The organism is Pseudomonas sp. TTU2014-080ASC (assembly GCF_001446935.1).
Lineage (GTDB): Bacteria > Pseudomonadota > Gammaproteobacteria > Pseudomonadales > Pseudomonadaceae > Aquipseudomonas.
On sequence record NZ_LKKK01000012.1, the window covers coordinates 355594 to 378429 of the forward strand.

At 60.7% G+C, this 22836-nt stretch carries 13 protein-coding genes and 2 pseudogenes; 8 read left to right on the top strand and 7 right to left on the bottom strand.

Going from position 1 to position 22836, the window contains the following annotated elements; translation table 11 throughout:
• Positions 1 to 102: 102 nt before the first annotated feature.
• From prlC to AO726_RS16380, 3 genes are all read left to right on the top strand, one after another.
• Complete coding sequence (prlC, locus tag AO726_RS16370) at positions 103 to 2151, top strand: oligopeptidase A (RefSeq protein WP_058069164.1); 2049 nt, start codon at positions 103 to 105, stop codon at positions 2149 to 2151.
• Positions 2148 to 2414 carry a YheV family putative zinc ribbon protein gene (locus AO726_RS16375; RefSeq protein ID WP_058069165.1) on the top strand — a complete coding sequence of 89 codons (267 nt, stop codon included), beginning with the start codon at positions 2148 to 2150 and terminating at the stop codon, positions 2412 to 2414. The genes prlC and AO726_RS16375 overlap by 4 nt, the downstream gene beginning before the upstream one ends.
• A 109-nt stretch (positions 2415 to 2523) precedes the next feature.
• A complete protein-coding gene (locus tag AO726_RS16380; RefSeq protein ID WP_058069166.1) occupies positions 2524 to 3291 on the top strand; it encodes a DUF1835 domain-containing protein in 768 nt (255 codons plus the stop codon).
• On the opposite strand, the gene AO726_RS16385 is transcribed toward AO726_RS16380, so the two are convergent.
• From AO726_RS16385 to recC, 4 genes are all read right to left on the bottom strand, one after another.
• Positions 3283 to 3981 (bottom strand): substrate-binding periplasmic protein, encoded by a 699-nt coding sequence (locus AO726_RS16385; protein ID WP_241492132.1) that lies wholly within the window; start codon positions 3979 to 3981, stop codon positions 3283 to 3285. The two genes, AO726_RS16380 and AO726_RS16385, sit on opposite strands and share 9 nt — an antisense overlap.
• Positions 3982 to 4105: 124 nt before the next feature.
• A complete protein-coding gene (gene recD, locus AO726_RS16390; protein ID WP_058069167.1) occupies positions 4106 to 5929 on the bottom strand; it encodes an exodeoxyribonuclease V subunit alpha in 1824 nt (607 codons plus the stop codon).
• A complete protein-coding gene (gene recB, locus AO726_RS16395) occupies positions 5929 to 9480 on the bottom strand; it encodes an exodeoxyribonuclease V subunit beta (protein WP_058069168.1) in 3552 nt (1183 codons plus the stop codon). Before recB ends, recD begins: the two co-directional genes overlap by 1 nt.
• Complete coding sequence (recC, locus tag AO726_RS16400) at positions 9477 to 12752, bottom strand: exodeoxyribonuclease V subunit gamma (RefSeq protein WP_058069169.1); 3276 nt, start codon at positions 12750 to 12752, stop codon at positions 9477 to 9479. Before recC ends, recB begins: the two co-directional genes overlap by 4 nt.
• Positions 12753 to 13355: 603 nt before the next feature.
• On the opposite strand from recC, the gene AO726_RS16405 reads away from it, so the two are divergent.
• From AO726_RS16405 to AO726_RS21640, 3 genes and pseudogenes are all read left to right on the top strand, one after another.
• Entirely contained in the window at positions 13356 to 15644 is a 2289-nt protein-coding gene (locus AO726_RS16405) for a putative bifunctional diguanylate cyclase/phosphodiesterase (protein WP_082629165.1), read from the top strand.
• Positions 15613 to 16305: pseudogene (locus AO726_RS21635) on the top strand (PAS domain-containing protein); the annotation flags it as partial. The gene AO726_RS16405 and the pseudogene AO726_RS21635, both read left to right, overlap by 32 nt.
• 318 nt (positions 16306 to 16623) lie before the next feature.
• Positions 16624 to 17202 (top strand): annotated as a pseudogene (locus AO726_RS21640) (methyl-accepting chemotaxis protein); the annotation flags it as partial.
• 6 nt (positions 17203 to 17208) lie between these two features.
• Here the strand turns inward: AO726_RS21640 and AO726_RS16415 are convergent.
• Positions 17209 to 18192 (bottom strand): TAXI family TRAP transporter solute-binding subunit, encoded by a 984-nt coding sequence (locus AO726_RS16415; protein WP_058069171.1) that lies wholly within the window; start codon positions 18190 to 18192, stop codon positions 17209 to 17211.
• Positions 18193 to 18341: 149 nt separating this feature from the next.
• Between AO726_RS16415 and AO726_RS16420 the strand changes: the two genes are divergently transcribed.
• A complete protein-coding gene (locus AO726_RS16420) occupies positions 18342 to 19376 on the top strand; it encodes an AraC family transcriptional regulator (RefSeq protein WP_058069172.1) in 1035 nt (344 codons plus the stop codon).
• On the opposite strand, the gene AO726_RS16425 is transcribed toward AO726_RS16420, so the two are convergent.
• The gene (locus tag AO726_RS16425; protein ID WP_058069173.1) at positions 19361 to 20335 is read right to left on the bottom strand and encodes an SDR family oxidoreductase; all 975 of its coding nucleotides are present in this window, start codon (positions 20333 to 20335) and stop codon (positions 19361 to 19363) included. The genes AO726_RS16420 and AO726_RS16425 overlap by 16 nt on opposite strands.
• Before the next feature lie 204 nt (positions 20336 to 20539).
• Between AO726_RS16425 and AO726_RS16430 the strand changes: the two genes are divergently transcribed.
• Positions 20540 to 21553: a DUF5924 family protein gene (locus AO726_RS16430; RefSeq protein ID WP_058069174.1), complete on the top strand. Its 1014-nt coding sequence runs from the start codon at positions 20540 to 20542 to the stop codon at positions 21551 to 21553.
• A 45-nt stretch (positions 21554 to 21598) separates the two neighbouring features.
• Here the strand turns inward: AO726_RS16430 and AO726_RS16435 are convergent, their stop codons facing one another.
• Positions 21599 to 22828, bottom strand: coding sequence for a nucleoside recognition domain-containing protein (locus AO726_RS16435; RefSeq protein WP_058069175.1), 1230 nt, complete (start codon positions 22826 to 22828; stop codon positions 21599 to 21601).
• Positions 22829 to 22836: the final 8 nt, after the last annotated feature.

Below are 22836 nucleotides of genomic sequence, written 5' to 3' on the forward strand. Positions count from 1 at the left end.
TGAGAACAACGTCGCGGTAAACACACCGCCCTTGTTCCGCCAGGCCCCGCCACTGCGTTCACACAATGCCGGGCCGCTCATTTTTATTACAGGTGCCTTGTCGTGACTGCTACCAATCCGCTTCTGCAAGCCTTTGATCTGCCGCCTTACTCAGCCATTCGTCCGGAACATGTCGAGCCGGCCATTGATGCCATCCTCGCCGACAACCGTGCGGCCATGGCTAAGCTGCTGGAAGAACAAGCTGCCAACCCGAGCTGGGACGGCCTTGTATTGGCGCTGGATGAACTGGGTGCACGTCTGGGTCAGGCCTGGAGCCCTATCAGCCATCTGAATGCCGTGTGCAACAACGCCGAACTGCGCGCTGCATACGAAGCCTGCCTGCCCAAGCTGTCCGAATACTGGACTGAAATTGGCCAGAATCAGCCACTTTTCCAAGCCTATCAGGCGCTGGCCAACAGCCCGGCTGCTGCCGGTTTTGATGTAGCGCAGAAGACCATCCTCGAACACGCCCTGCGCGACTTCCGCCTGTCCGGTATTGATCTGCCTGCGGACAAGCAAAAGCGCTACGGCGAAATCCAGATGAGGCTCTCCGAGCTGTCCAGCAAGTTCTCCAACCAACTGCTGGATGCGACTCAAGCCTGGACCAAGCACGTCACCGACGAAGCCGCGCTGGATGGCCTGACCGACTCGGCCAAGGCGCAAATGAAGCAAGCTGCCGAAGCCAAAGGGCTGGATGGCTGGCTGATCAGCTTGGAATTCCCCAGCTATATCGCGGTGATGACCTACGCCAACGACCGCGCCCTGCGTGAAGAGGTGTACCGCGCTTACAGCACACGCGCCTCCGACCAGGGCCCGAACGCCGGGCAGAACGACAACGGTCCGGTGATGGATGAAATTCTTACACTGCGTCAGGAACTGGCCGAGCTGCTGGGCTTTGCCAACTACGCCGAGCTGAGCCTGGCCAGCAAGATGGCTGACAACACCGATCAGGTGCTGAACTTCCTGCGCGATCTGGCTGTGCGCAGCAAGCCATTTGCAGAGAAAGACCTCGAAGAGCTGAAAGCCTTTGCCGCGAGCCAAGGCTGCGCTGACCTGCAAAGCTGGGACGCCACCTACTACAGCGAGAAGCTGCAGGAGCAGCGTTACAGCATCTCCCAGGAAATTCTGCGCCCGTACTTCCCGATCGACAAAGTGCTGAGCGGCCTGTTCGCCATCGTCGAGAAGCTCTATGGCATCCAGATCAAGGAGCTGAGCGACTTCGACGCCTGGCACCCAGATGTGCGCCTGTTCGAGATCAGCGAAAACGGCCAACACGTTGGGCGCTTCTTCTTTGATCTGTATGCCCGCGCCAACAAGCGTGGCGGTGCGTGGATGGACGGCGCCCGCGACAAGCGTCGCGATATCAACGGCAAGTTGATCAGCCCGGTGGCTAACCTCGTCTGCAACTTCACCCCAGCGGTGGGCGATAAGCCTGCGCTGCTGACCCACGATGAAGTCACCACCCTGTTCCACGAATTCGGCCACGGCCTGCATCACCTACTGACCCGCGTTGAGCATGCCGGTGCCTCGGGCATCAACGGCGTGGCCTGGGATGCGGTGGAGCTGCCGAGCCAGTTTATGGAGAACTGGTGCTGGGAGCCGGACGGTCTGGCCCTGATCAGCGGTCATTACGAAAGCGGCGAGCCGCTGCCGAAAGACCTGCTGGACAAGATGCTGGCAGCGAAAAACTTCCACTCCGGCCTGATGATGGTGCGTCAGATCGAATTCAGCCTGTTCGACTTCGAACTGCACGCCACCCATGGCGATGGCCGCAGCGTGCTCGACGTGCTGGCGGGCATTCGCAAAGAAGTCAGCGTGATGCAGCCTCCGGCTTACAACCGCTTCCCGAACAGCTTTGCGCATATCTTCGCCGGTGGTTACGCCGCCGGTTACTACAGCTACAAGTGGGCTGAAGTGCTGTCGGCTGATGCCTTCTCCAAATTCGAAGAAGACGGCGTGCTCAACAGCGACACCGGCCGCGCATTCCGCGAGGCGATTCTGGCCCGTGGTGGTTCGCAGGAGCCGATGGTGTTGTTCGTTGACTTCCGTGGGCGCGAGCCGCGCATCGACGCCCTGCTGCGCCACCTCGGTCTGAGCGCGGAGGCAGCATGAGCGAAGTGACCAGCAAACGCTTTATCGCCGGGGCGGTGTGCCCGGCGTGCAGCGAAATGGACAAGATCCAGATGTGGTCGGTGGACGGCGTGCCGCACCGCGAGTGCGTAGCCTGCGGTTATGCCGATACGCTGGATGAACGTGGCAACTCGGTACCAAGCGAACTGACCACACGGGTGAATGTCAGCGCGCTGAAACCTAAGGCCGCAGATCCAACCGTGCAGGCCGTGCAGTTCTTCCCCAATCCCAAGTTGAAGAAATAAGCCGTTCAAATCTATTCGCGGCTAAAGCCGCTCCCACAACCGTGAAGGATGTGTAGGAGCGACTTCAGCCGCGAATCAGCTCAGTCAGATCAACCAGCAAGGAGCGCGTATGTGGCATCTGGTATGCGGTGATCTGGCAGCTGCCAGCGTGATGCGAGTACTCAGCCCTGCCGAAAGCGCAGGCTTACGCGTTCTGCGTGACGATCTGGCCATCGGCCCGCTGGCCGGTATCGACCAGCCTCCCTGCACCACTCGCATCCACTTCTGGTTGAACCTCTGGCACGAGTCCATGCAGCCTGTGCCCGACTTCGCTAACGGTCTGGCCGCTGACGCCAAATGGCTGGCCGAGCTCAGCCAAAACACTCAGGCAGTAACAGTCTGGACCGGCGACAGTTGCAGCGAGCAACTGCTACTGACGCGCGTTGCCCACGCTCTGCAAGGCAGCAACGTAGAACTGTGGGAAGTCGCCAGCGCCAACCCTCAGCGTCCGCCGCGCAAAGCTGTATCCCTTCGTTCGACTGATGAACTGCAGGCGTTTTATCAGCAGCGCGCACTACTAACCACCGCGCAACGTACGCGCCTAGCCGATCAGTGGCAGCAGGTCGTACAGGGCAACGCCGATATCCGCTGCTGGCTGGCCGGGGAATTCAGCCAACACACTTACGCCTTGGTGGATGAGCCACTGCTGCAGTGCTGCCGTGAAGAATGGCGCCCGCTAAGCCGGGTCATGGCCGATGTATTGGCGCAGACTGATGGTTTCTTCCCGACTGACAGCTTTCTGCATTGGCGCGCCCGGGAGCTGGCCGTTGCAGGCCGGATTGAGCTGCCCGAAGCCTTATCCGCAGCCTATAGCGCGCAGCAGGTGCGTTTAAGGTAAGGACGGTTCCAGCTCGTTGATCTGCCGGAAATAGTCTTCCACCAGACGCTGGTACTCACCGGAAGCGTGCAGTGCTGCCAGCCCCAGGTTGAACTCGTCCATCAGCCACTGTGCGTCAGGTAGCGTTCGCGGGATAACCAGATGCAGGGTGTTGCGGTTGATCGGCTCACGGGAGTGAGTGAAATGGTCAGCATCCGCCCCAAGGCCTTCCAGAACCATCGCACCCATCCGCCGTTCAGCGAGAAAGAAATCATCACGGCCCAGTAGCAGCAGCTGCGCACACTCACTCATGCCTTGTGGCGAGTGACGCGTCAACTTGCCCTTTTCCACCAGTTTTTCCACCTGCGGAGGCGCTTGCCAGCCCAGCGGATAACAGAAGCGTCTGCCGCTTAATGACTGCTCCGAGGTGCTGTCGATCTGTTCACCAGCCCGACTGAAGATGAACTGCTCACCGACATAAAGCGGGTCGGAATAAAGGAACTGCACCTGCCGATCCGGGCTAACGATATAGGGGAACGTAGCGTCGTACTGACCGCGCTGGGTCAGCAAATAGCCTCTGTTCCAAGGTCGCCACTGCAAGGTAGTTCGCAGCCCGCGCTGCTCGAACGCCTTGCGCACCACAAGACTGAGCATGCCGCCATCTGGCAGGTTCTGGCTGGTATAGGGAACGTAGCCATCACCCGTGACCAACCGTACCTCTCTGGCCTGAACAACAGTGCAGAGGAGAAAACAGAAAAGGACACACAGAGCTCTGGAAAAACGCATAACCAACAACCGGTCACAACAGCGGCCGGGCAGTGTAGGTGGACTTGAGCTAGTCGAAAAGCCCTAGCTGCACCTCGCTCGTCGTCAAAACCGGCACTTGCGGCGATCTTCCCGACAAACGCTGCGCCAAACCAGCAGCCCGTTCAGCCTTAGTTGCCACCGCCTCACTCAGCCGCGCAGGCAAGCCCCAGATTTCCACACGCTGCTTGGCGCGGGTGATCCCGGTGTAAAACAGGCTGCGTGACAGCAAAGGACTGGGCAGCTCAGGCAGCACCAGCAAGACCTCACGGAACTCCGAACCCTGGCTTTTGTGCACGGTCATGGCGAAGGCACTGTCATGGCTGGGCAAGCGCGCCGGGGCAAACGGACGGAAGCCCTCTTCGCCCTCAAAGAACACGCGCAGGCCGTACTCGGTGTTCAGGCAGATGCCGATATCACCGTTAAACAGCCCCAACGCGTAATCGTTCTGCCGCACCATCACCGCCCGCCCGACATACCAGCGCTCGCGGCTGGCGATGGAGCTGCGGCGTTTGATCCGCGCCTCCAGCGCCTCGTTGATGCCCGCCACGCCCCACGCGCCTTCGCGCTGAGCTGTGAGCACGCGGAAGCTGTTGAAGGCTTCAAATGCTGCTGCCGGATCGCCGCTGCGGGCGGCTGCCAGATACGGCCCGTAGCCTTGATCCAAACGCTCCAACAGCTCGCTACTGCTCGGCTCGGCATTCCAACTGAGATCGGGGCGATTCTCTTTGAGCAGGCTCAAAGTGCCACGTACATCGCCGCCGTTAATGCGCCGGGCCAGCTCGCCGATGCCGCTGTCACCAGCAAAACGGTGGCTGTGGGTCAGCAGTACCACGGCATCACCAAGTTTGGATTGCGGCTGGCTGACCGGCACCTGCTGGCCAGTGATGCGCTGCAGATCAGCCGCAGCCTGCTGATCAAAACCGCGCCCTTCGCACAGTTCAGCAAACACCGCACCGGCCTCCACCGCACAGAGCTGATCTTTATCGCCAAGCAGAATCAGCCGAGCTTTCGGCGGCAGCGCCAGCAGCAGTTTGGCCATCAACGCCAGATCGACCATGGAGGCCTCGTCCACCACCAGCACGTCCAGCGCCAGCGGGTTGTGCTGATCGTGGCGTACCGCTGGGCTGTCGCCTCGGCTGCCGAGTAAACGGTGCAGGGTTTTCGCCTCATCCGGCAAAGCGGCCTTGATTGCATCGGTGACCGGAAGGCCGGCCTTGGCATTACGGATTGCTTCGGCCATCCGCGCTGCGGCTTTGCCGGTGGGCGCGGCCAGGCCGATAGCCAAACGCTCGCCACCGGGCTGCTCCAGCAGTGCCGCCAGCAGGCGCACCACCGTGGTGGTTTTGCCGGTTCCGGGGCCGCCGGAGATCACCGCCAGATTGCGCCGAACCGCTTGCGCAGCGGCCAGTCGCTGCCAGTCCGGCTGCTGTTTGTTGAAAGCAAACAGACGCTCAAGGCTGGCGCTGAGAATGGCTTCGTCAACCTCCGGCAGATCAGCCGAACGCTGCAACAGCTGCTCAGCGAGTTGCTGTTCGTAATTGTGATATCTCGCGAGATAGAGACGGCCCTGATCAAGAATCAGCGGGGTAAAAGCGCCCGCAACGCCCACCAACGACGAGGCCTGCAACTGTTGCTGCCACTCACTTTGAGAGGGCAAGGCAAAGGGGTGCTCAGGCCATGGACGCTGCCCGGCCCAATGCGCCAGCGGCAGGCACACATCGCCCTTTTCCAGCGCGCTCGACAGCAACGCAGCGGATGCCAGCACCAGTGGCGACGCTTCGGGATCAAGGCGCTGCAAGCTGTTAACCAGCGCCCGCTCCAGCGGGCCGAAAGGCAGTTCAGTGAGCAGCATCAGACGCCCTCCGCAAACAATGTATCCAGGGCATCCAGCAACTCATCCGCAGGCCGGGCAAAGTACACGCCAGCCTCCGGCATGCCACGCAGGAACAGGTAATAGGCACCACCTAACTGGCTTCCGTCGAAGTCATCCAAACGCTGCATCAGGAAGCGCCGCAGCGCCACCAGATAGATCAGGTATTGCAGGTAATAGTGTTCGCTGGCCAGCGCTTGCAGCAGGCGTTCGCCGCTGTAATAGCTGACATCCGGGCCGAGCCAGTTGGACTTGTAGTCGGCGATGTACCAGCGCCCGTCATGCTCGAATGTGAGGTCGATAAAACCTTTGAGGAAGCCCTTGAGGTGATCGAACTCCAAACGACTCGCCGCTTCGCGCATCGGCGCGGGCAAGCCGTAGGCTTCATCGCTGAGAATCTCGCGCAGGCGGCGCACATCCAGCCCGGCCAGCGGGAAGGTAAAGCCCAACTCGGGCAAGCGCCGCACCGGATTCAGCGTATTCAGGGTCAGGCCGCTGTCATCCAACTGCGCGTCCAGCACCTGCTGTAACTGATTGAGCACCACCTCGTTCCAGTCGTTGCTGATGCCGTGACCAGTAAGATTCGGTTCGATTAATTCTTCCAGCGGCGCTTTATTCCGTGCCCAGTCTTCCAGCATCGCGTGCAGGCAAGTACCGGCGCGGGCACCACGGGGGAACGCGAAGAAGCCAATACCGGGCTCGCTGGCATCGGGGATGGCCAGCGTATCGCGGTCCGGCGCTTCCATATGCTGGCCCGCCGCGAGACCGGAGAAGCTGCCGACGCGCCAGGCGCTGTGCAAGGTGCGGTTTAGGGTCGACAACTGTTGCGGCGCAACGGCGCGCAATTCACCGGCAGCGCTGGCTTCATCACGGCGCGGTGCTTGTACGCTCATACGCCCGTTGCTGGCGGCGACTAATTGTTCCAGCTCAGCGCGCAAGCCTTGCGGCGTGAGCGTCTGCAGATGCCCCGCCAGCTCGGCCAACGCGTCATCACCGGGCAAGTCACGACCATGCAGCAGCCAGCCCAACGCACTGCTGTGCAAGCCACTTTCGCTGAGGGTGCCGTCTTTCTTCGGCTTGCAGTCCACCGGCCCCCAGTGCAGCCACAACCGATCGCGGGCTCGAGTCAGCGCTACATAGGTAAGGCGCAGTTTTTCGGCGAAGCGTTCGTGCTTGGCGCGCTCGCGGTTGTCATCAAACTGCTCGCTGCCGAGGTCCAGCAGCGGTGTGCCGTCATCATCGTGACAGGTGATGTCTTCGTGCTGACGCAACAACGCGCCGTCCCACAGATACGGGCAGAACACCAGCGGGTACTCCAGACCTTTGGAGGTGTGGATGGTGACGATCTGCACCCGCTCGGCATCGCTCTCAAGGCGCAGCAAGGCATCTTCGCCATGGCTTTCGGCACTACGCTGGGCGTTGAACCAGGCCAGCAGTTGTTCCTGACCGGGGCGTTGCAGGCTTTCGGTTTGCAGCAGTTCGGCCAGATGCAGCAGGTTGGTCAGGCGACGCTCGCCGTCCACTCGTTCCAGCAGGCGTTCAGCAACTTTCTGCTCATCCAGCCAGGCGCGGAAGGCGCGCATAAACCCCTGTTGCAGCCAGAGCTGGTGATAGCGTTCGGCGGCTTCGCGCTCAGCGTCCCAGGCGTGAGCATCTTCATTGCAGGCGGCCAGTTGTTCGGCACTGCGCCCAAGTAAGCGGCTGGCCAAGGCATAACGCAGTGCGCCTTCGCGGCCCGGTTCGACGTAGGCGGCGAGCACCGCGGCCAACTCGTCGGCCTCCTCGCTGTTCCACACATTCTCTTTGCCCCGGCGCACGCTGGGCACGCCGCGCAGCGCCAGTTGTTCGGCCACTTCGCCAGCCTGACGGTGGCTGGCCACCAGCACAGCAATATCGCCACCTTTGATTGGTGTCCGCTGCCCGTCCTGTTCAAAGTACGCCTCGCCGCGACTGCTCGCGCTAATAACTGCGGCGATACGTTTGGCAGTGTCTTCGGCAACGCGAGAACCGGCCTCACCTTTGCCGAGGTGTTCGTCATCCAACCAGACGAACGCCAGCGGTGCATCAGTTTCGCCTTCAACAGTTGGCAGCACCAGCTGCGGACGCGCCTTTTCACTCGCACCGACCTGCTGATACTCCAGACCTTGCTCGGCAAACGGCATGGGTCGGTCGAACAGCTGGTTCAGCGCGTCGATAAGCTCCGGGATAGAACGGTGGTTAGTCGCCAAGCTGTATTGCCGGTCAGCCTCACCGCGCGCCTTAAGATAGGTCGCCAGGTCCGCGCCCCGGAAGGCGTAAATCGCCTGCTTCGGGTCGCCAACAAAGCACAGGTCGCCCGGCTCACCCTGTGCATAAATGCTGCTGAACACCCGGTACTGCACCGGGTCGGTGTCCTGAAATTCGTCGATCAGCGCCACCGGATATTGCGTGCGCAGCGTCTCGGCCAGATGCGCGCCGCCTTCACTGCTCAGGGCCAACTGTAAGCGGTTGAGCAGGTCATCAAAGGCCAGCAGGCGTTGTGCAGCTTTGCGTGCTGGAAGTTGTTCGTTGAGCTGATTGATCAGCCGCACTTGCAAGTCGATCAGGCGTTGTTCGGCTTCGGGCTGGACTTCATCCAGTGCATCGCACAAATCCTGCAAGGCTGCGGCGAGGGGATTGGCCGGCGCCTGACAGTCTTTCTTGCAGGCCTTGTTCAGCCCTTCGCGGGATAAACGGCGGTGCGCGTCGGTCTTGCTGAACAACGCGGCGGCATCACTGAAGTAGCCATCCAGCTCGATCTGCCAGCCGGTCAGTTTGGCCGGGTTAACCATGTTGCTTTTAAAGCCGTCGAAGGCACGCAGCTCGTTGAGCCAACCGGCGCTTTCGACTTGCCACAGCCGCTGTGCTTCCTGCCAGGCAGCGCGCAGCCCGCTCATTTCACTGGCCGCACCGGGTTGCGGTTCGATACGCAGGTACGGCTTGCCCAGATGATTGCGCAGACGCTGGCGCAACACCTGCGGCGTCAGCTTCTGGTGCACCAGAAACGCCGCCCACTCCGGCTCGGCGCTGGCCAGTTCGTGTCGCCACAAGTCCGCTAACAGCGCGTCGATAATCTCGCGGTCGTCGTGGGTTAGCTCGTTATCAAAATCGCCACCGGCTTCAAAGGCCGCGTCCTGCAACGCACGCTGACAAAAGCCGTGAATGGTGAAAATCGCCGCCTCATCAAAACCGTGCACCGCCAACAGCAAACGGCGATGGCTGGCCGGATCGGGATAACGGGCGTGCAGCTCATTCAGCAGCCCATCGCTGCCGGGGCCGTTTTCGTACACCTCCAGCAACTCAGCCAGACGCTTGCGGATACGCTCACGCAACTCAGCGGTAGCCGCCGTGGTAAAGGTCACCACCAGAATCTGGCTGACGTTCAGCTGCTTCTCCAGCAACAGACGCGCATACAGCGCGGTCAGCGTCCAGGTTTTGCCGGTACCGGCACTGGCCTCGATCAGCGAGCGGCCGGTAAAGCTGTCACTCAGCAGGTTCAGGGCTTGGCTGCTCATGCTTCATCCTCATCGCTGCCGCTGAGGGCATCCAGCGCAGGGCCGTAAAGTTGTTCGGCTAAGGCTTCGAAGCGTTCATCCAGCGGGTTGCGGTCGCGGAAGGCCAAAGCGTTCCACGGGTCCTGTCCTTCGCCGCTCATAAATTCATTACCTTCCCACATCACCCGTGCTTCGCTACGGGCGGCGTCGATGGGCTCTTTTCGACCGGGGTTACGGAATTTGCGGGCAAAGCCGTGGCTGCATTTAGCAAACACCGGCAGCGGCTCGCACAACGCCGATTTGTAGGCTTCCAGCCAAGGACGCAGCAGCTCTTGCGGGCTGGCCAGCGGGCCGAGTCGCCATTCGCTTTTTGGTGAGAGCAGGCGGCTGTCGCGGGTTATTTCCGCCGTAGCTGAGCAGTTAAGGAGGATGTGCCGCAGCCAGAACGGTGCCAGCTCCCAGGCACCGAGATCACGCAGACGGTAGTCGAACAGACCGCTGGCGCTGACACCATCCAGCCAGCCGTGAATGCGTACGCCCGCCAATTCGATATCCACCAACAATGGTTGCGGTGCGTCTTGTGGGCGCTCATCAAACAAAGTCGGGGCGAAGGCGCGGATCGGGCCACGAATCTGTCCCCAATAGGCCTGACCCAACTCGCCCACCGGCAGCCAACCGGACGCTGCGGCAACGGCACGCTCCTGCTGCTCGCTCCAGCCGTTTTCCACCGCCTGCAAGGCCAGTTGGCGCAGGCCGTGCTGGCTGGTCCACTCAACGCTGAACGGCTCGTCTCCAGCCAACGCCTCTTCACTGTCGGCCAGGCGCAAGCCCAGACGCTGCTCCAAGAGGAAGCGTGCCGGGTGCTTGAAGCAGTGAATCAGTTGGCTTGGCTCGATGGTCAGCCAGTCTTTGTCCAGCTCAGCCAGTCGGCTGGCGAACGGCGCAGGCGCGGCCACCGGCTCACTCAGTCGCTGAGCAGCGCGGAACCAGGGCGCGGCAAAACCGGCATGTTGGTCACCGGCGAAATTGGCCGGTGAGAAAGGCTGCAGCGGGTGCAAAACAGTAATCCGCTCACTGGCTTTAAGCGGTTTTCCATCTGCGTTCAGTTGACCGGTTTGAGCAGTCAGATCAACCACATCCAGCAGTTCGCTGACCAGCACCGACGGCGGCAACTCGGCATTGCTGCGCGGGTCGCGACCGACATAACTGAGGTACAAACCATGGCGCGCACTGAGCAGGGTTTCCAGCAGCAGGTAACGGTCATCCAGCCGCCGCGCACGGTCACCTCGACGTGGCTGACGACTGATCAAATCAAACCCGGCAGCCGGGGTGCGGCGCGGCAAGGCACCGTCGTCCAGCCCCAGCAGGCAGACCAACTGAAACGGCAGGCTGCGCATCGGGATCATGGTGCAGAAGGTCACGGCACCGGTGAGGAAGCCCGACGCCGCACTGCCCTGCTCCAACGCGGCGGTGAGCTGCTGACGGATCAGCGCCAACTCAACCGGGCGAGTGATGCCGGACGCCGTCGCCTGTTCCTGCAAGGCCGCGCAGGCCTTGGACAACAGCAATAAGGTGTCGCCCGCTTCGCGCTCATCGAACAGCAAATCGATCAATTGTTGCAGTGTCTCGGCCCAGTCGCTGAGGCTGCGTGGCCGTTGCAGCTCCTGCGCCAAGCCGGCCAGACGCTCGACAAAGGCACACAGCCGGCCGAGCAGTTGCGCCCGCGCACCTTCAATGGCATCCAGCGGCCAGCTGTCACCGAGCAGCGGCGCGAATTGGCCAGCCAGTTGCGGTGGCGCGGCAAAGCCCAGTAGCAGGCGGTCCAGGCCCTGTCGCCACGTGAACGCAGCATCCGCAGGCAAGCCCAGTTGTTCGCGGTGTTTGGCATCGCGCCCCCAGCGCACCCCAGCGCTGCGCAACCAGTCGCGCAACAGCGGCAGGTCTTCGCTTTCAATTCCGGCACGGCGGGCGATGGAAGGCTGCTCCAGCCAGGCGATGATTTCTTCAGCGGCGAAGCGGCTATCCGGCAGTGCCAGCAGATTGAGGAAGGCTTCGATCAGCGGAATCTCGGCGCGCATGCTGCGGTCAGCGAGGCTGAAGGGAATCCTCGGCACGCCTTCGCGGGGCGCAAACACCGCTTCGATATACGGCGCGTAGCGTTCGATATCAGGCGTCAGCACCACCACCTGATCCGGGGTCAGATTGGGCTCAGCGGCAAAGCGGGCGAGCAACTGATCGTGGAGAATTTCCACTTCCCGCAGCGGCGAATGAGCAACGTGCAGCTCCAACGAGCGGTCATCTGCGCGCAGTTGCAAACGCTCATCCGGCTGACGGGTGTGCAGGCGCAGGATGTCGTTTTGCAACGCCTTAAGCAGGCTTTCATCGCGCAGGTCTGCATCCTCGGAGTACAGGCCAATTTCCTGCCCGCCTTCGGCTGACGCAATGCTGAGCAGGCTGTCGAAGAAGTCGCGCCCTTGTTTACCCAGGCTGGCCAGCAGCGGGTTGCCTACATCCAGATACCATTCTTCCGGGCTGAGATCGGGCTGGCGGGCCAGCTCGCGGATATCGCGGATTTCACCCCAGGCTTCGCGGCATGGGTTAAGCGCAAACAGGATGACTTCAGTGTGCCGCGCCAGCCCTTCGAGCACGCGCATGTGGTGCGGCGGCAGCGAACTGATGCCGAATACGGTGACACGCTCGGGCAATCCGGCAATCGGTTGTGGGTCGTACAACCGGGCCAGCAGCTCTTCGAGCAGGCGCGCGCGGTGCGGGTGACCGTCTTTAGTCAGCTCACGCCAGAGCAGCGCCTGCCAGACTTCATCGGGGCCCAGATCAAGTAGCTCTCCTCGCTCCCAGGCAGCCAACCAGTCATCACGATAAAGCAGGTATTGGTCGAAAACGTCAGCGATTTTGACGGCAAGTGACAGGCGTCTGCGCTCGTCGCCGCCGTCCAGATAATGCGCCAGCCGAGGAGCCTGCTCGAGGTGCTCCGGCTCACACAGCCAGTCATACAAACGCCAGCTCAGGCTGCTCGGCGAGAAGGCGGATTGCTCCGGCAACTGACCCAGCACCAGCCGCGACAAGTCCCAGACAAACTTGGCCGGCAGCTGCACGTCCACTTGCATGGCGATGCCCTGAGTGCGCGCCAGCTCCAGGGTCAGCCAACGGCCCATACCCTGGCTGGGCACCACCACCAGCGCCGGTGCAAACGGGTCACTCATCGGCGTGGCCAGTAGCTTCGTGGCCAGTTCGCCTAATGATTCCAAATCGGACGCGTGAAAGAGGCTGAGCATGGAGTATCCGTGTCGTTGTCAGGGCGCTAGGTTAGCAGGTCAAAAATGACCGGGGATGTACTTTGGTGTCATTTAAAAGTTTGACTCAGATCAATATCGTAAGTGACCTTTAATTCTAAATTGCCATCACTATGTCCATTGCTAAAACCACCCCACGTATTATCTGTTCAGACCCGCATATGGCTGCTCAGTTGTGTCAGTGGTTAGACACCCGCGATGCTCACTGCGAAGTCATCAATTGTGCTCAGGATTGCAGCCAGGCCCCACTGTGCCAATGGCTTGATCCATCCCCTGTGGGCCCAAACGGACAGATCCATTCTGCACTCCAGGATGCCGTCAGCACACTGGAGCGTACCCGCCATTCATTCAAATCCCGTGAACTTGCCGATTTAAGAAAACGTCTGGAACGCCTCCTGGAGGAATTGTCAGACAATTAGTAATGAGGTAGAACTAGCGCTTAGTAGGTTCCGCTAGGGTGGAAGCCGGCTTTGCCGGGCAGGATTTCAGGCCTGCAAGACAAGGCGCCGAGACAGCATGTTCATTGAACACGCAGTCTCGGCGCTTTTTTTGTGCCCATAAAAATAATTGCAGTAGGTGAATAAAATGGGTTCAGCACAAGCACTTGAAGAGTTGATGCGGCGCATGGGTCTCACCCACAAGGAGATCCATAACCGGAGCCAACTGCTCGATTGGCAACCTTCCGATGCCATCCGCCTCAACGAGCATGCTGAAGCCATGAGCCCGGCCCAAGCTGTTTTCACTGACCGTCTGTATGACCACCTGCGTAGATTTCCCGGCCCAGCCACGCTGATTGGTGACGATGCCACCCTACTGCGCCTGTCTCACAGCCAGCTGGAGTACTACCAACGGTTGTGGCACGGCCCATACGACGAAGAGTATGTCTCCTCACGTCTGCGCATCGGCCTGGTGCACCAACTCGCCGGTATTGAATTGAAGTGGTACCTGGCAGCCTATCGCCTGTATCTCGATGAGATGCTCAAAAACCTGTTTACCGACCACCCCAATCAGGCGCTGTTTGCCAGCCTACTGAAGATCGTCTTCTTCGACATGACCTTGGCCATCGACACTTACGGTGCCGCACAACGCAAAGCCCTCGAGGACAGCGAGGCACGCTTTGCCCGTGCCCTGCGCGGTTCAAATGATGGCATCTGGGACTGGCACCTGGAACACGATCGCCTGTATGTATCGGACCGCTGGGCGAGCATGCTCGATCTCAGCCGCGACAGTATTGGTGAGACCAGTGTCAGTTGGTTCAGCCGCGTGCACCCGGACGACTTCCCCGGTCTGCGTCAGGCTATCGACTCTCACCTCAATGGCAGCAGCCCGCTGATCCACCATGAGCACCGCATCCGCCGTGCCAACGGTGAATACCTGTGGGTGCAGGTTCGCGGCGTTGCCGAAACCGACGCATCTGGCCATCAGCGTATTACCGGCTCGCAAAGCGACATCAGCGCCCGTAAAGCGGTGGAGCAGCAGCTGCGGCATGCCGCTCGCCATGACCCGCTGACAGGCCTGGGCAACCGCCTGCGGCTTGATGAGCTACTGCCACAAACCATCTACCAACTCGGTAAAAGCGGGGCTCGCGAAGCGGCGCTGCTGTTTATTGATCTGGACCGTTTCAAGCTGATCAACGACAGCCTCGGGCATGCGTGCGGCGATCAGGTGCTTATTGAGGTCAGTCGCAGACTCAGCCCATGCCTGCGCGCGGGGGACCACCTGTGCCGGTTTGGCGGTGACGAATTTGTCGTGCTGCTCACCGATTTAGCCCGCGCTGAAGATGCCGAATATGTCGCCCAGCGCATGCTCGATAGTCTGCATCACCCGATCCACATTGGTGATCAGGTACTGGTGGTATCCGCCAGCATCGGTATTGCCGCCCTCAAAGCCACTGCTGCCTCACAGGATGCGCTGCAAGCAGCCGATCTGGCCCTGTATCGCGCCAAACAATCGGGCAAGGCGCAGTTCGCCCGCTTCAGCGAAGATTTGCAGGTTAATGCGCACTATCAGCTGGAGCTTGAGAGTGCCCTCAGCCAGGCGCTGGAGCGCAACGAATTCGAACTGCACTACCAGCCCATCTGCCGTATCGAGCAGGGCGGTATGCGCCTGACCGGCGTGGAAGCGCTACTGCGCTGGCGGCGTGGCGACACCTTGGTTCCGCCGCTGGATTTCATCAGTTCGCTGGAGGAGTCCGGAGAGATCGTTCGGGTCGGCGACTGGGTCCTGGAGCAGGCCTGTCGCCAAGTCCGCAGCTGGCAGTTGGAAGGCCACGAACACATGCATTGCGCGGTCAACCTGTCCAGCCGCCAGCTGCGTCAGGAAGACTTTGTCGGACGGCTGACGGAGATTCTGGTCAGCACCGCGCTGCCACCGTCCAGTCTGATTCTGGAGATTACCGAGAGCCAGTTGCTGGAAGACAGCACGGCAACGCTCATCACCCTCAGGGCGCTGGCCAATCTGGGTGTGCGCCTGGCGTTGGACGATTTTGGTACCGGTTATTCGTCACTCGGGTATCTGAAACGCTTCCCCCTGCACATCCTCAAAGTCGACAAGAGTTTTATCGGAGGTGCCCCTATTGATGCCGAACTGACCGCCATCAGTCGCGCCATCATCGGTCTGGGCCAGAGTCTTGGCCTGCAAGTTGTGGCTGAAGGGGTTGAGCGGGCGGAACACATCGACTTCCTGCGCACGCAGGGATGTCAGATGGCTCAGGGTTACTGGTTCAGTAAGCCCTGTGCAGCAAGTGACCTACAAGAGCTTTTGGAGCACGTGAGCGTTGATGGCTACATGGAAGGCCTGCTCACGGAAGAAAACAAGCCGACAGCCGCAGAGCAAACGCATAATGAAAAACAATCTCCCGGTCAGCCAGCATGAAATAACCGTTCCCGAACACGCCAACATCCTCTCCACCACAGACCTCAAAGGCTCGGTGACATACGCCAATGAGGACTTCATCAGCATCAGCGGCTTCACGCTGTCTGAGCTGGTTGGGCACAACCACAATATGGTGCGTCACCCGGACATGCCGCCGTCGGCGTTCAAGCACATGTGGAGCACCCTCAAGGACAATCGCTCATGGATGGGGCTGGTCAAAAACCGCTGCAAAAACGGCGATCACTATTGGGTCAGCGCCTACGTCACCCCGGTCATTCACGACGGCCAGACGGTCGAATATCAGTCCGTCCGCAGCCGCACCACGCCTGAGCGCATCGCCCGCGCAGAATGGCTCTACTCACAACTTCGGGAAGGCCGCACACCCTGGCAAATTTGCCCGGCCAAATTCAGCCTGGCTCTGCGTCTGAGCGCGCTGGTCAGCGTGCCGGTGATGATCTGCGCAGGCCTTCTGGGTGCAACCGGCAACTTATCCTGGCCCGCAGCACTGCTCGCTGGAGCTGGCCTCAGCGGTCTGCTCAGCGGCGGCATGCACCTGATGTTGCGCCCGTTGAGCAAGCTCGCTGAGAAAGCCCGTGAAATCGGCCACAACCCGCTCAGTCAGTGGATCTATACAGGGCGCAATGACGAGATCGGGCAAATCGCCTTCAGCCTCAGCAGCCTGCAATCCGAGTCAGCAGCTGTGGTCGGGCGACTGGCTGAATCGGCCCGCGAACTGAGCCAGGAGGCCAGTGAGCTCGCGTCGGCAGTCGATTGCAGCAACCAGGCCAGCCTGCAGCAGCAAAGCGAAGCGGAGCAGGTCGCCAGCGCCATCGGGCAGATGGCCAACAGCGTGCAGGAGGTGGCCCGTCATGCTCAACTCAGTGCCACCGCAGCCGGTGAAGCTGACATGGAGACCGGCAACGGTCTGCAATTGGTGGAGCAAACCCGCCAGCGCATTCACTCACTGGCTGACGAAGTCGCCCTGAGCCATGAGGTGGTGCATCAGTTGGAACTGCACAGCCAGGATATCTATCAGGTCCTCGATGTTATCCAGAGCATTGCTGAGCAAACCAACTTGCTTGCACTGAACGCAGCGATCGAAGCCGCCCGCGCCGGTGATGCCGGTCGTGGCTTTGCCGTAGTCGCGGATGAAGTGCGCGGGCTGGCCATGCGTACCCAACAATCCACCTCACAGATTCACGAGATTATCCGCGTGCTGCAACAGAACACGGATCAGGCAGTTTCCACCATGCAACGCAGCCAGAGCCAAGCACACGCCAGCGTCGAGCAGGCCATACAGGCGGCCGAAGCGCTCAACGGCATCAATCAGCGAGTGAACCAGATCAGCGATATGAGCATTCAGATTGCTGCAGCGGTGGAAGAGCAAAGCGCAGTCGGCGATACCATCCAGAACAACCTATGCGCCATCCGCGCGGCCAACCTCAGTAGTGTTGCTGCCAGTAACCAGAGCCGCACCAGCGCTCAGCATCTGGCCAGTCTGGCTGAGCGCCTGGAGCTGCTGGTGGAGCAGTTTAAGGGCCGCCGCGACGTCAGCTGAGCCACCTCAGAACTCTGGCAACCAGCCGCGCTCGCGGTAATAACGCAGCGCCCCTTCATGCAAGCGGGAGGGATCACCAGTCAGGCGCATGGCCACCTCATCCAGCCCGGCCAGCGCAGGATGGGCGTGCTGCAAGCGCGGCAAATCCTCAAAAACCGTCCTGACCAACTCATACACGGTATCGGCCGGGGTTTGCCGGGTGCTCGCCACCAGTGCCCGCACGCCAATCGATGGCGTAGCTTTCGGGCTACCCCGGTACAGACCGCCAGGCACCTCCGCCTGCGTGTAGTAGGGTTTGCTGCTGAGCAAGCGTTCCACCGCACGCCCCGATACGGCCACCAGGCGTGCATCGATCACACTGCTGGCTTCCTCCAGCGCAGCATTTGGATGGCCGACGAAGTAGGTCATCGCATCAATATTGCCATCGCCCAGCGCGGGTGCCTGTTCGGCGGCATCCAGCTCGGCGGCCATGGCAAACACTCCATGCGTCCAGCCCCAGGCCTGGAGCAAATCCTCCAACGCATCACGCTGGCCAGAACCGGGATTGCCGACGTTCAGGCGCATGCCGCGCAGGTCATTAAAGTGTACGACTCCGGCGTCACGACGCGCCAAAATGCTGAACACCTCATGGTGCAAGGCAAACAACACACGCAAATCGTCTGTGCGCGCTGCTTCTGTAAACGGAGGCAGGCGGTTGAGGGCTTTGTGCAGATGGCTGGACTGGATCAACGCGATTTGCGCCTGGCCGTTTAGCAGCGCGCGCACATTGGCAACACCACCACTGCTGCCTAGCGCCTGACAGGTCAGGCTGTGATCCGCCTGAGTGCGCGCAAGTAGGCGGCACATGGCTTGCCCGGCAGCGTAGTAAACGCCGGTCTCGCCCCCCGTAAGCACGGTTATGTGCTGCATGGAACGCTCTGCAAAAACCGGCACGGCTACTACAGATGCGACACACAACGCGCACAAGCAGCTCAGGAATTTGCCTGTCACTGCCTAATTCCTCTTAGTGAGATAAATGGGGGCAGACGCCCAAACTACAGGACATTGACCGCCGACTTCCAGCAGCAAAATGGAACTCAAATGCAGCTTTGCATATCGTGACGCTACCGTCACACGTCAGCTTTGGGCAGAATCAGCCCATGGCCAAAACAACCCCCGAGCACAATCAACATTCTGTCAGCGCAAGCATCACCCTCTCGGTGCTGCACGCCGCTGCGCGCCTGGGGGTTGATCGCGCCCAGTTGATGCAGGCGTGTGACCTCAGTGAAGCGCAGCTCAGCAACCCGGATGCCCGTGTGCCTTTCGCCACACAGGAAAAACTCTGGGAACAGATCAGCCGCATGGAGCACCCGGAACCGGGGCTGGCTATCGGCAGTAACCTGCCACCCGGACACTTCAACGTACTGGGCTATCTGCTGATGAGCAGCCCGACTCTGGGCGAGGCGATCGCGGCGGGTTTGCGCTATCAGCGCCTGGTCGGAGATGGCGGCGAGTTATGCCTGCTCGAAGAAGGTGACGAGCTGCGGCTGATTTACCGCCCTCTACATCCGGAAGCCCCGCAGACCCGCACCCGTGTGCTGGCACTGATGGCCTGCTGGATACAAATGCTCAGCCCGCTGCTGGATAACTGGCAGCTGCGCCGGGTCCAGTTTATTCATGCCGAGCCGCAGCGCTTGGAAGAGTACCAGCAGATATTCGCCTGCTCGATGCAGTTCTCCGCCGACGATTACGCTCTGGTGCTGCCCCGCAAGCTCGCACAGGCAGCGCTGACCCAGGCCAATCCGCCGCTGCAAACCCTACTGCGCCAACACGCCGAAAGCCTGCTGGCGCGCCTACCCAGCGAGAGCCTGCAAGCGCGCGTGGTGGCGCTGCTGGGCGAGCAACTGGCCCACGGCGAGCCTGATCGGGCGCAACTGGCGCGCACCCTGCATCTGAGCGAGCGCACCCTGCAACGACGTCTGGCTGATGAAGGCTGCAGTTATAAGCAGTTGCTCAACGACACCCGCCAGCAACTGGCCGAGCGTTACCTGAGCAGCGGTGACCTGCCTGCTGCCGAAATCGCCCTGCTGCTGGGTTACTCAGAACCCAGCGTGTTTTTCCGTGCGTTCCGCCAATGGACCGGACTAACCCCCGGCGAATACCGAGCCCGGAACAAAGCTCAGGCACCGGCCTGATTGCCCTCCAAGGCCAGAAATGCATTGAAGGCCTCCACCGAGCTGTAGCGCGGCGTGTAACCAAACTCCTGTTTTAGCCGCCGATTATCCAGCACCGGCCGGTAGCGCAGAAAATCCACCTGTTCCGGGCCGTACTGGCTTAGCCGCAACGGATGCAACAGCCGCAGTACCCCTTGCAGCAAAGGCGCCGGTAGCGCGATATAAGGCTTGTCGAGAATGCCGGCGATTTCACGCAGGGACAGCGCCCCGTCACCGGCCAGGTTGTAGATACCTTCGCGGCGCTCATACAGCCCAAGACGAATCACCTCAATCACATCCAGATCCCAGATAAACACGAACGGGCTGTCGCTGCCGCAGATGCCCAATACCGCCCGCTTTTTAAACAGTTGGGTGATCTGGTTATTCACCCTCGCCCCCAGAATCGTCCCCGGCCGCAGGATCAGCTGCTTAAATCCAGGGTAGTCCTGGCGCACCTGCGCCAGCAGATCTTCTACTTCCAGCTTGTGCCGAGCATACGCAAAGTGAGCATGGCCCCGCAGCGGTTGGTCTTCATCCAGCCAGGCAGCGTTATCCGGATGATAGCCGTAAGCGGCCCCGGAGCTGGTAACGATCAATTGCTCGACTCCATTGTCCAGCGCGGCCTGGACGATTGATCGGGTGCCGCCCACATCAATCGCATACAACTGCTGCTCACTCATGCCGGGAGGCGGCGTCACCATGGAGGCCAGATGCACGATGGCGTGGGGTTTGTAGGCCCTGACGCAGTTGAGTACGTCTTCTTCGCGACTGATGTCGAGTTGCACGGTTTGTACGTTCGGGCAGGCCCATATTTGCACTTGCGGGCGAATGTCAGCGGCAATAAGCGTCCAGTAGGGGAACTCCGCAGCCAGCCGTTCCAACAGTTGCTTGCCGATAAACCCTGCTGATCCTGTGATCAGGACTCGTTTTGAATTCTCCACTCAACTATCTCCTTCCTAGCTGGCATTTACACTGCGCCCGTGGGGGCTGTCCTTTTAAGCAGCAGGGTAAGGCCATGCCATCAAAATGGCAGTGGCGTACCAGGACGAAATACATGGCTTATCAGGCCACTGGCACATGTATTAGCCATCAACAGGGGTATCCTTATCGCCCTTGCCGTATCCGTACATCTTCACGAGTTGCTTATGCCCCGGTGGAAACACTACACCACGCAAATTATTGAACTGATCAAGCGCTATCCCGGCGTTGTTGCCGTCTTCGGTTTTATTTCAGGCGTTGCCAGCTTCCTGCTGGTCGACCGCCAGGCAGGGCTGGCCAAGGTCATTGCCACCGTGATGCTGATCAGCTGGGTGTGGCTGACCCTGGAGAACATCCTGCGTGAGCGCATTCTCCGGCGCTTCGGCTTTGAAATACCGGCACCGGTGCTGCGTTACGCCACACAGATGATCCACCAGGAAAGTCTGTTCTTTGTCTTGCCGTTCTTCTTCATCACCACCACCTGGAACAGTGGCCAACTGCTGTTCAGTGGCCTGCTGGCGATTGCCGCACTGATATCAATCACCGATCCGCTGTATTACAAATGGCTGGCGCGCAGGCGCTGGCTGTATCTGGGTTACCACACCCTGACCTTGTTCGCGGTGCTGCTTACCGCACTGCCGATCATCTTCAAGCTGACCACCACCCAGAGCTACCAGCTGGCCCTGGCCATTGCCGTGGTGCTGTCGTTCCCGTCGCTGTTCTCGATTGTGCCGATGCGCCGCTGGTGGCGGGCGCTGATTCTGGTCGGCTTGCTGGTGGCGATTGGTGCAGGTGGCTGGCTCGGGCGCGTCTGGGTGCCTCCGGCAACCCTATGGCTGACTGAGTTTGCGGTTACAGGCCACGTCGACAACCGCAACCGCACACCAGGCGAAAGCATTGAGGTGCTGACCTCAACGCAACTGCGCAGCCTGGGCCTGTACGCCTACACGGCGATCAGCGCCCCAAGAGGCCTGGATGAGCGGATTTATCACGTATGGACGCTCAACGGCCGTGAGATCGACCGCATCGCCCTGAACATCCACGGCGGTCGTAAAGAGGGCTATCGCGCCTGGACCCACAAACTCAACTTCCCCGCCAGTGCCACCGGGCACTGGCAAGTTCAGGTGCTGACTGAGGCCGGACAGATGATTGGGGTGCTGCGTTTTGATGTGGTCGACTAGGTTCTGCCCGAACAGGCTTGCGCAGAACCTATTCCACCGGGCAACTCAGCCAAAGAACCAGTAGCAGACTGAAATGGCCGCAATCACCCCGGCCAGCTCTGCCAGCAGGGCACAGCCGACGGCATGACGAACACGCTGAATACCGACCGAGCCGAAATACACCGCCAGCACATAGAAGGTGGTTTCGGTACTGCCCTGGATAGTCGCAGCCACCAAGGCCGGGAAACTATCCACGCCCTGGCTCTGCATAGTTTCGATCAGCATGGCGCGGGCGGCGCTGCCAGAGAAGGGTTTAACCAGCGCAGTCGGCAGAGCATCGACAAAGCGCGTATCCCAGCCGATCTGCTCAATCAGCCAGCGGATGCCATCCAAACCAAACTCCAGCGCGCCGGAGGCACGCAGCACGCCTACAGCACAGAGCATGGCCACCAGATACGGCAGCAGGCTCTTGGCGACATCAAAGCCCTCTTTCGCGCCTTCGACGAATTCCTCGTACACCGCCACCTTGCGCAAAGCACCAATCGCCAGAAACGCCACGATCACCCCAAACAGGGTCAGGTTGCCCAGCAGCGAAGACAACCCGGCCAGCGCCGTGGCCGACATGCCTGCCAGCAACGCCATAAAGCCACCCAGCAATAGTGCGCCGGGGATCATATAAGCCAACACCACCGGGTCCCACAGGCGCAGACGCTGCATTACCGCCACCGACAACAGACCAACCAGCGTTGAGGCGCTGGTCGCCAACAGAATCGGCAGAAACACCAGAGTCGGATCAGGTGCGCCCTGCTGCGCGCGGTACATAAAAATGGTCACTGGCAACAGCGTCAGCGACGACGCATTCAGCACCAGCATCAGGATTTGCGCATTGCTCGCCGTGGTGCTGCTCGGGTTGAGGTCCTGCAAGGCGCGCATGGCTTTCAGGCCGATCGGCGTGGCGGCGTTATCCAGGCCCAGACCATTGGCTGCGAAGTTCATGGTGATCAGTCCCAGCGCCGGATGCCCGCGCGGCACCTCAGGCATCAGCCGGGCAAACAGCGGCCCCAACAGGCGAGCCAGCACATCCACCAGCCCGGCCTTCTCGGCAATGCGTAGCAAGCCCAGCCACAGCGTCAGTGTGCCGAACAGCAGCACCATCACTTCTACCGACAGCTTGGCCATGGCAAACAGGCTTTCCACCATTGCCCCGAACACCGCCGGATCGTCACCGATCAGCCAGCGGGAAAGGCCGGCAACAGCCGCCACCAAAAAGAATCCAAGCCACAGGGTATTGAGCATCGTGCCAC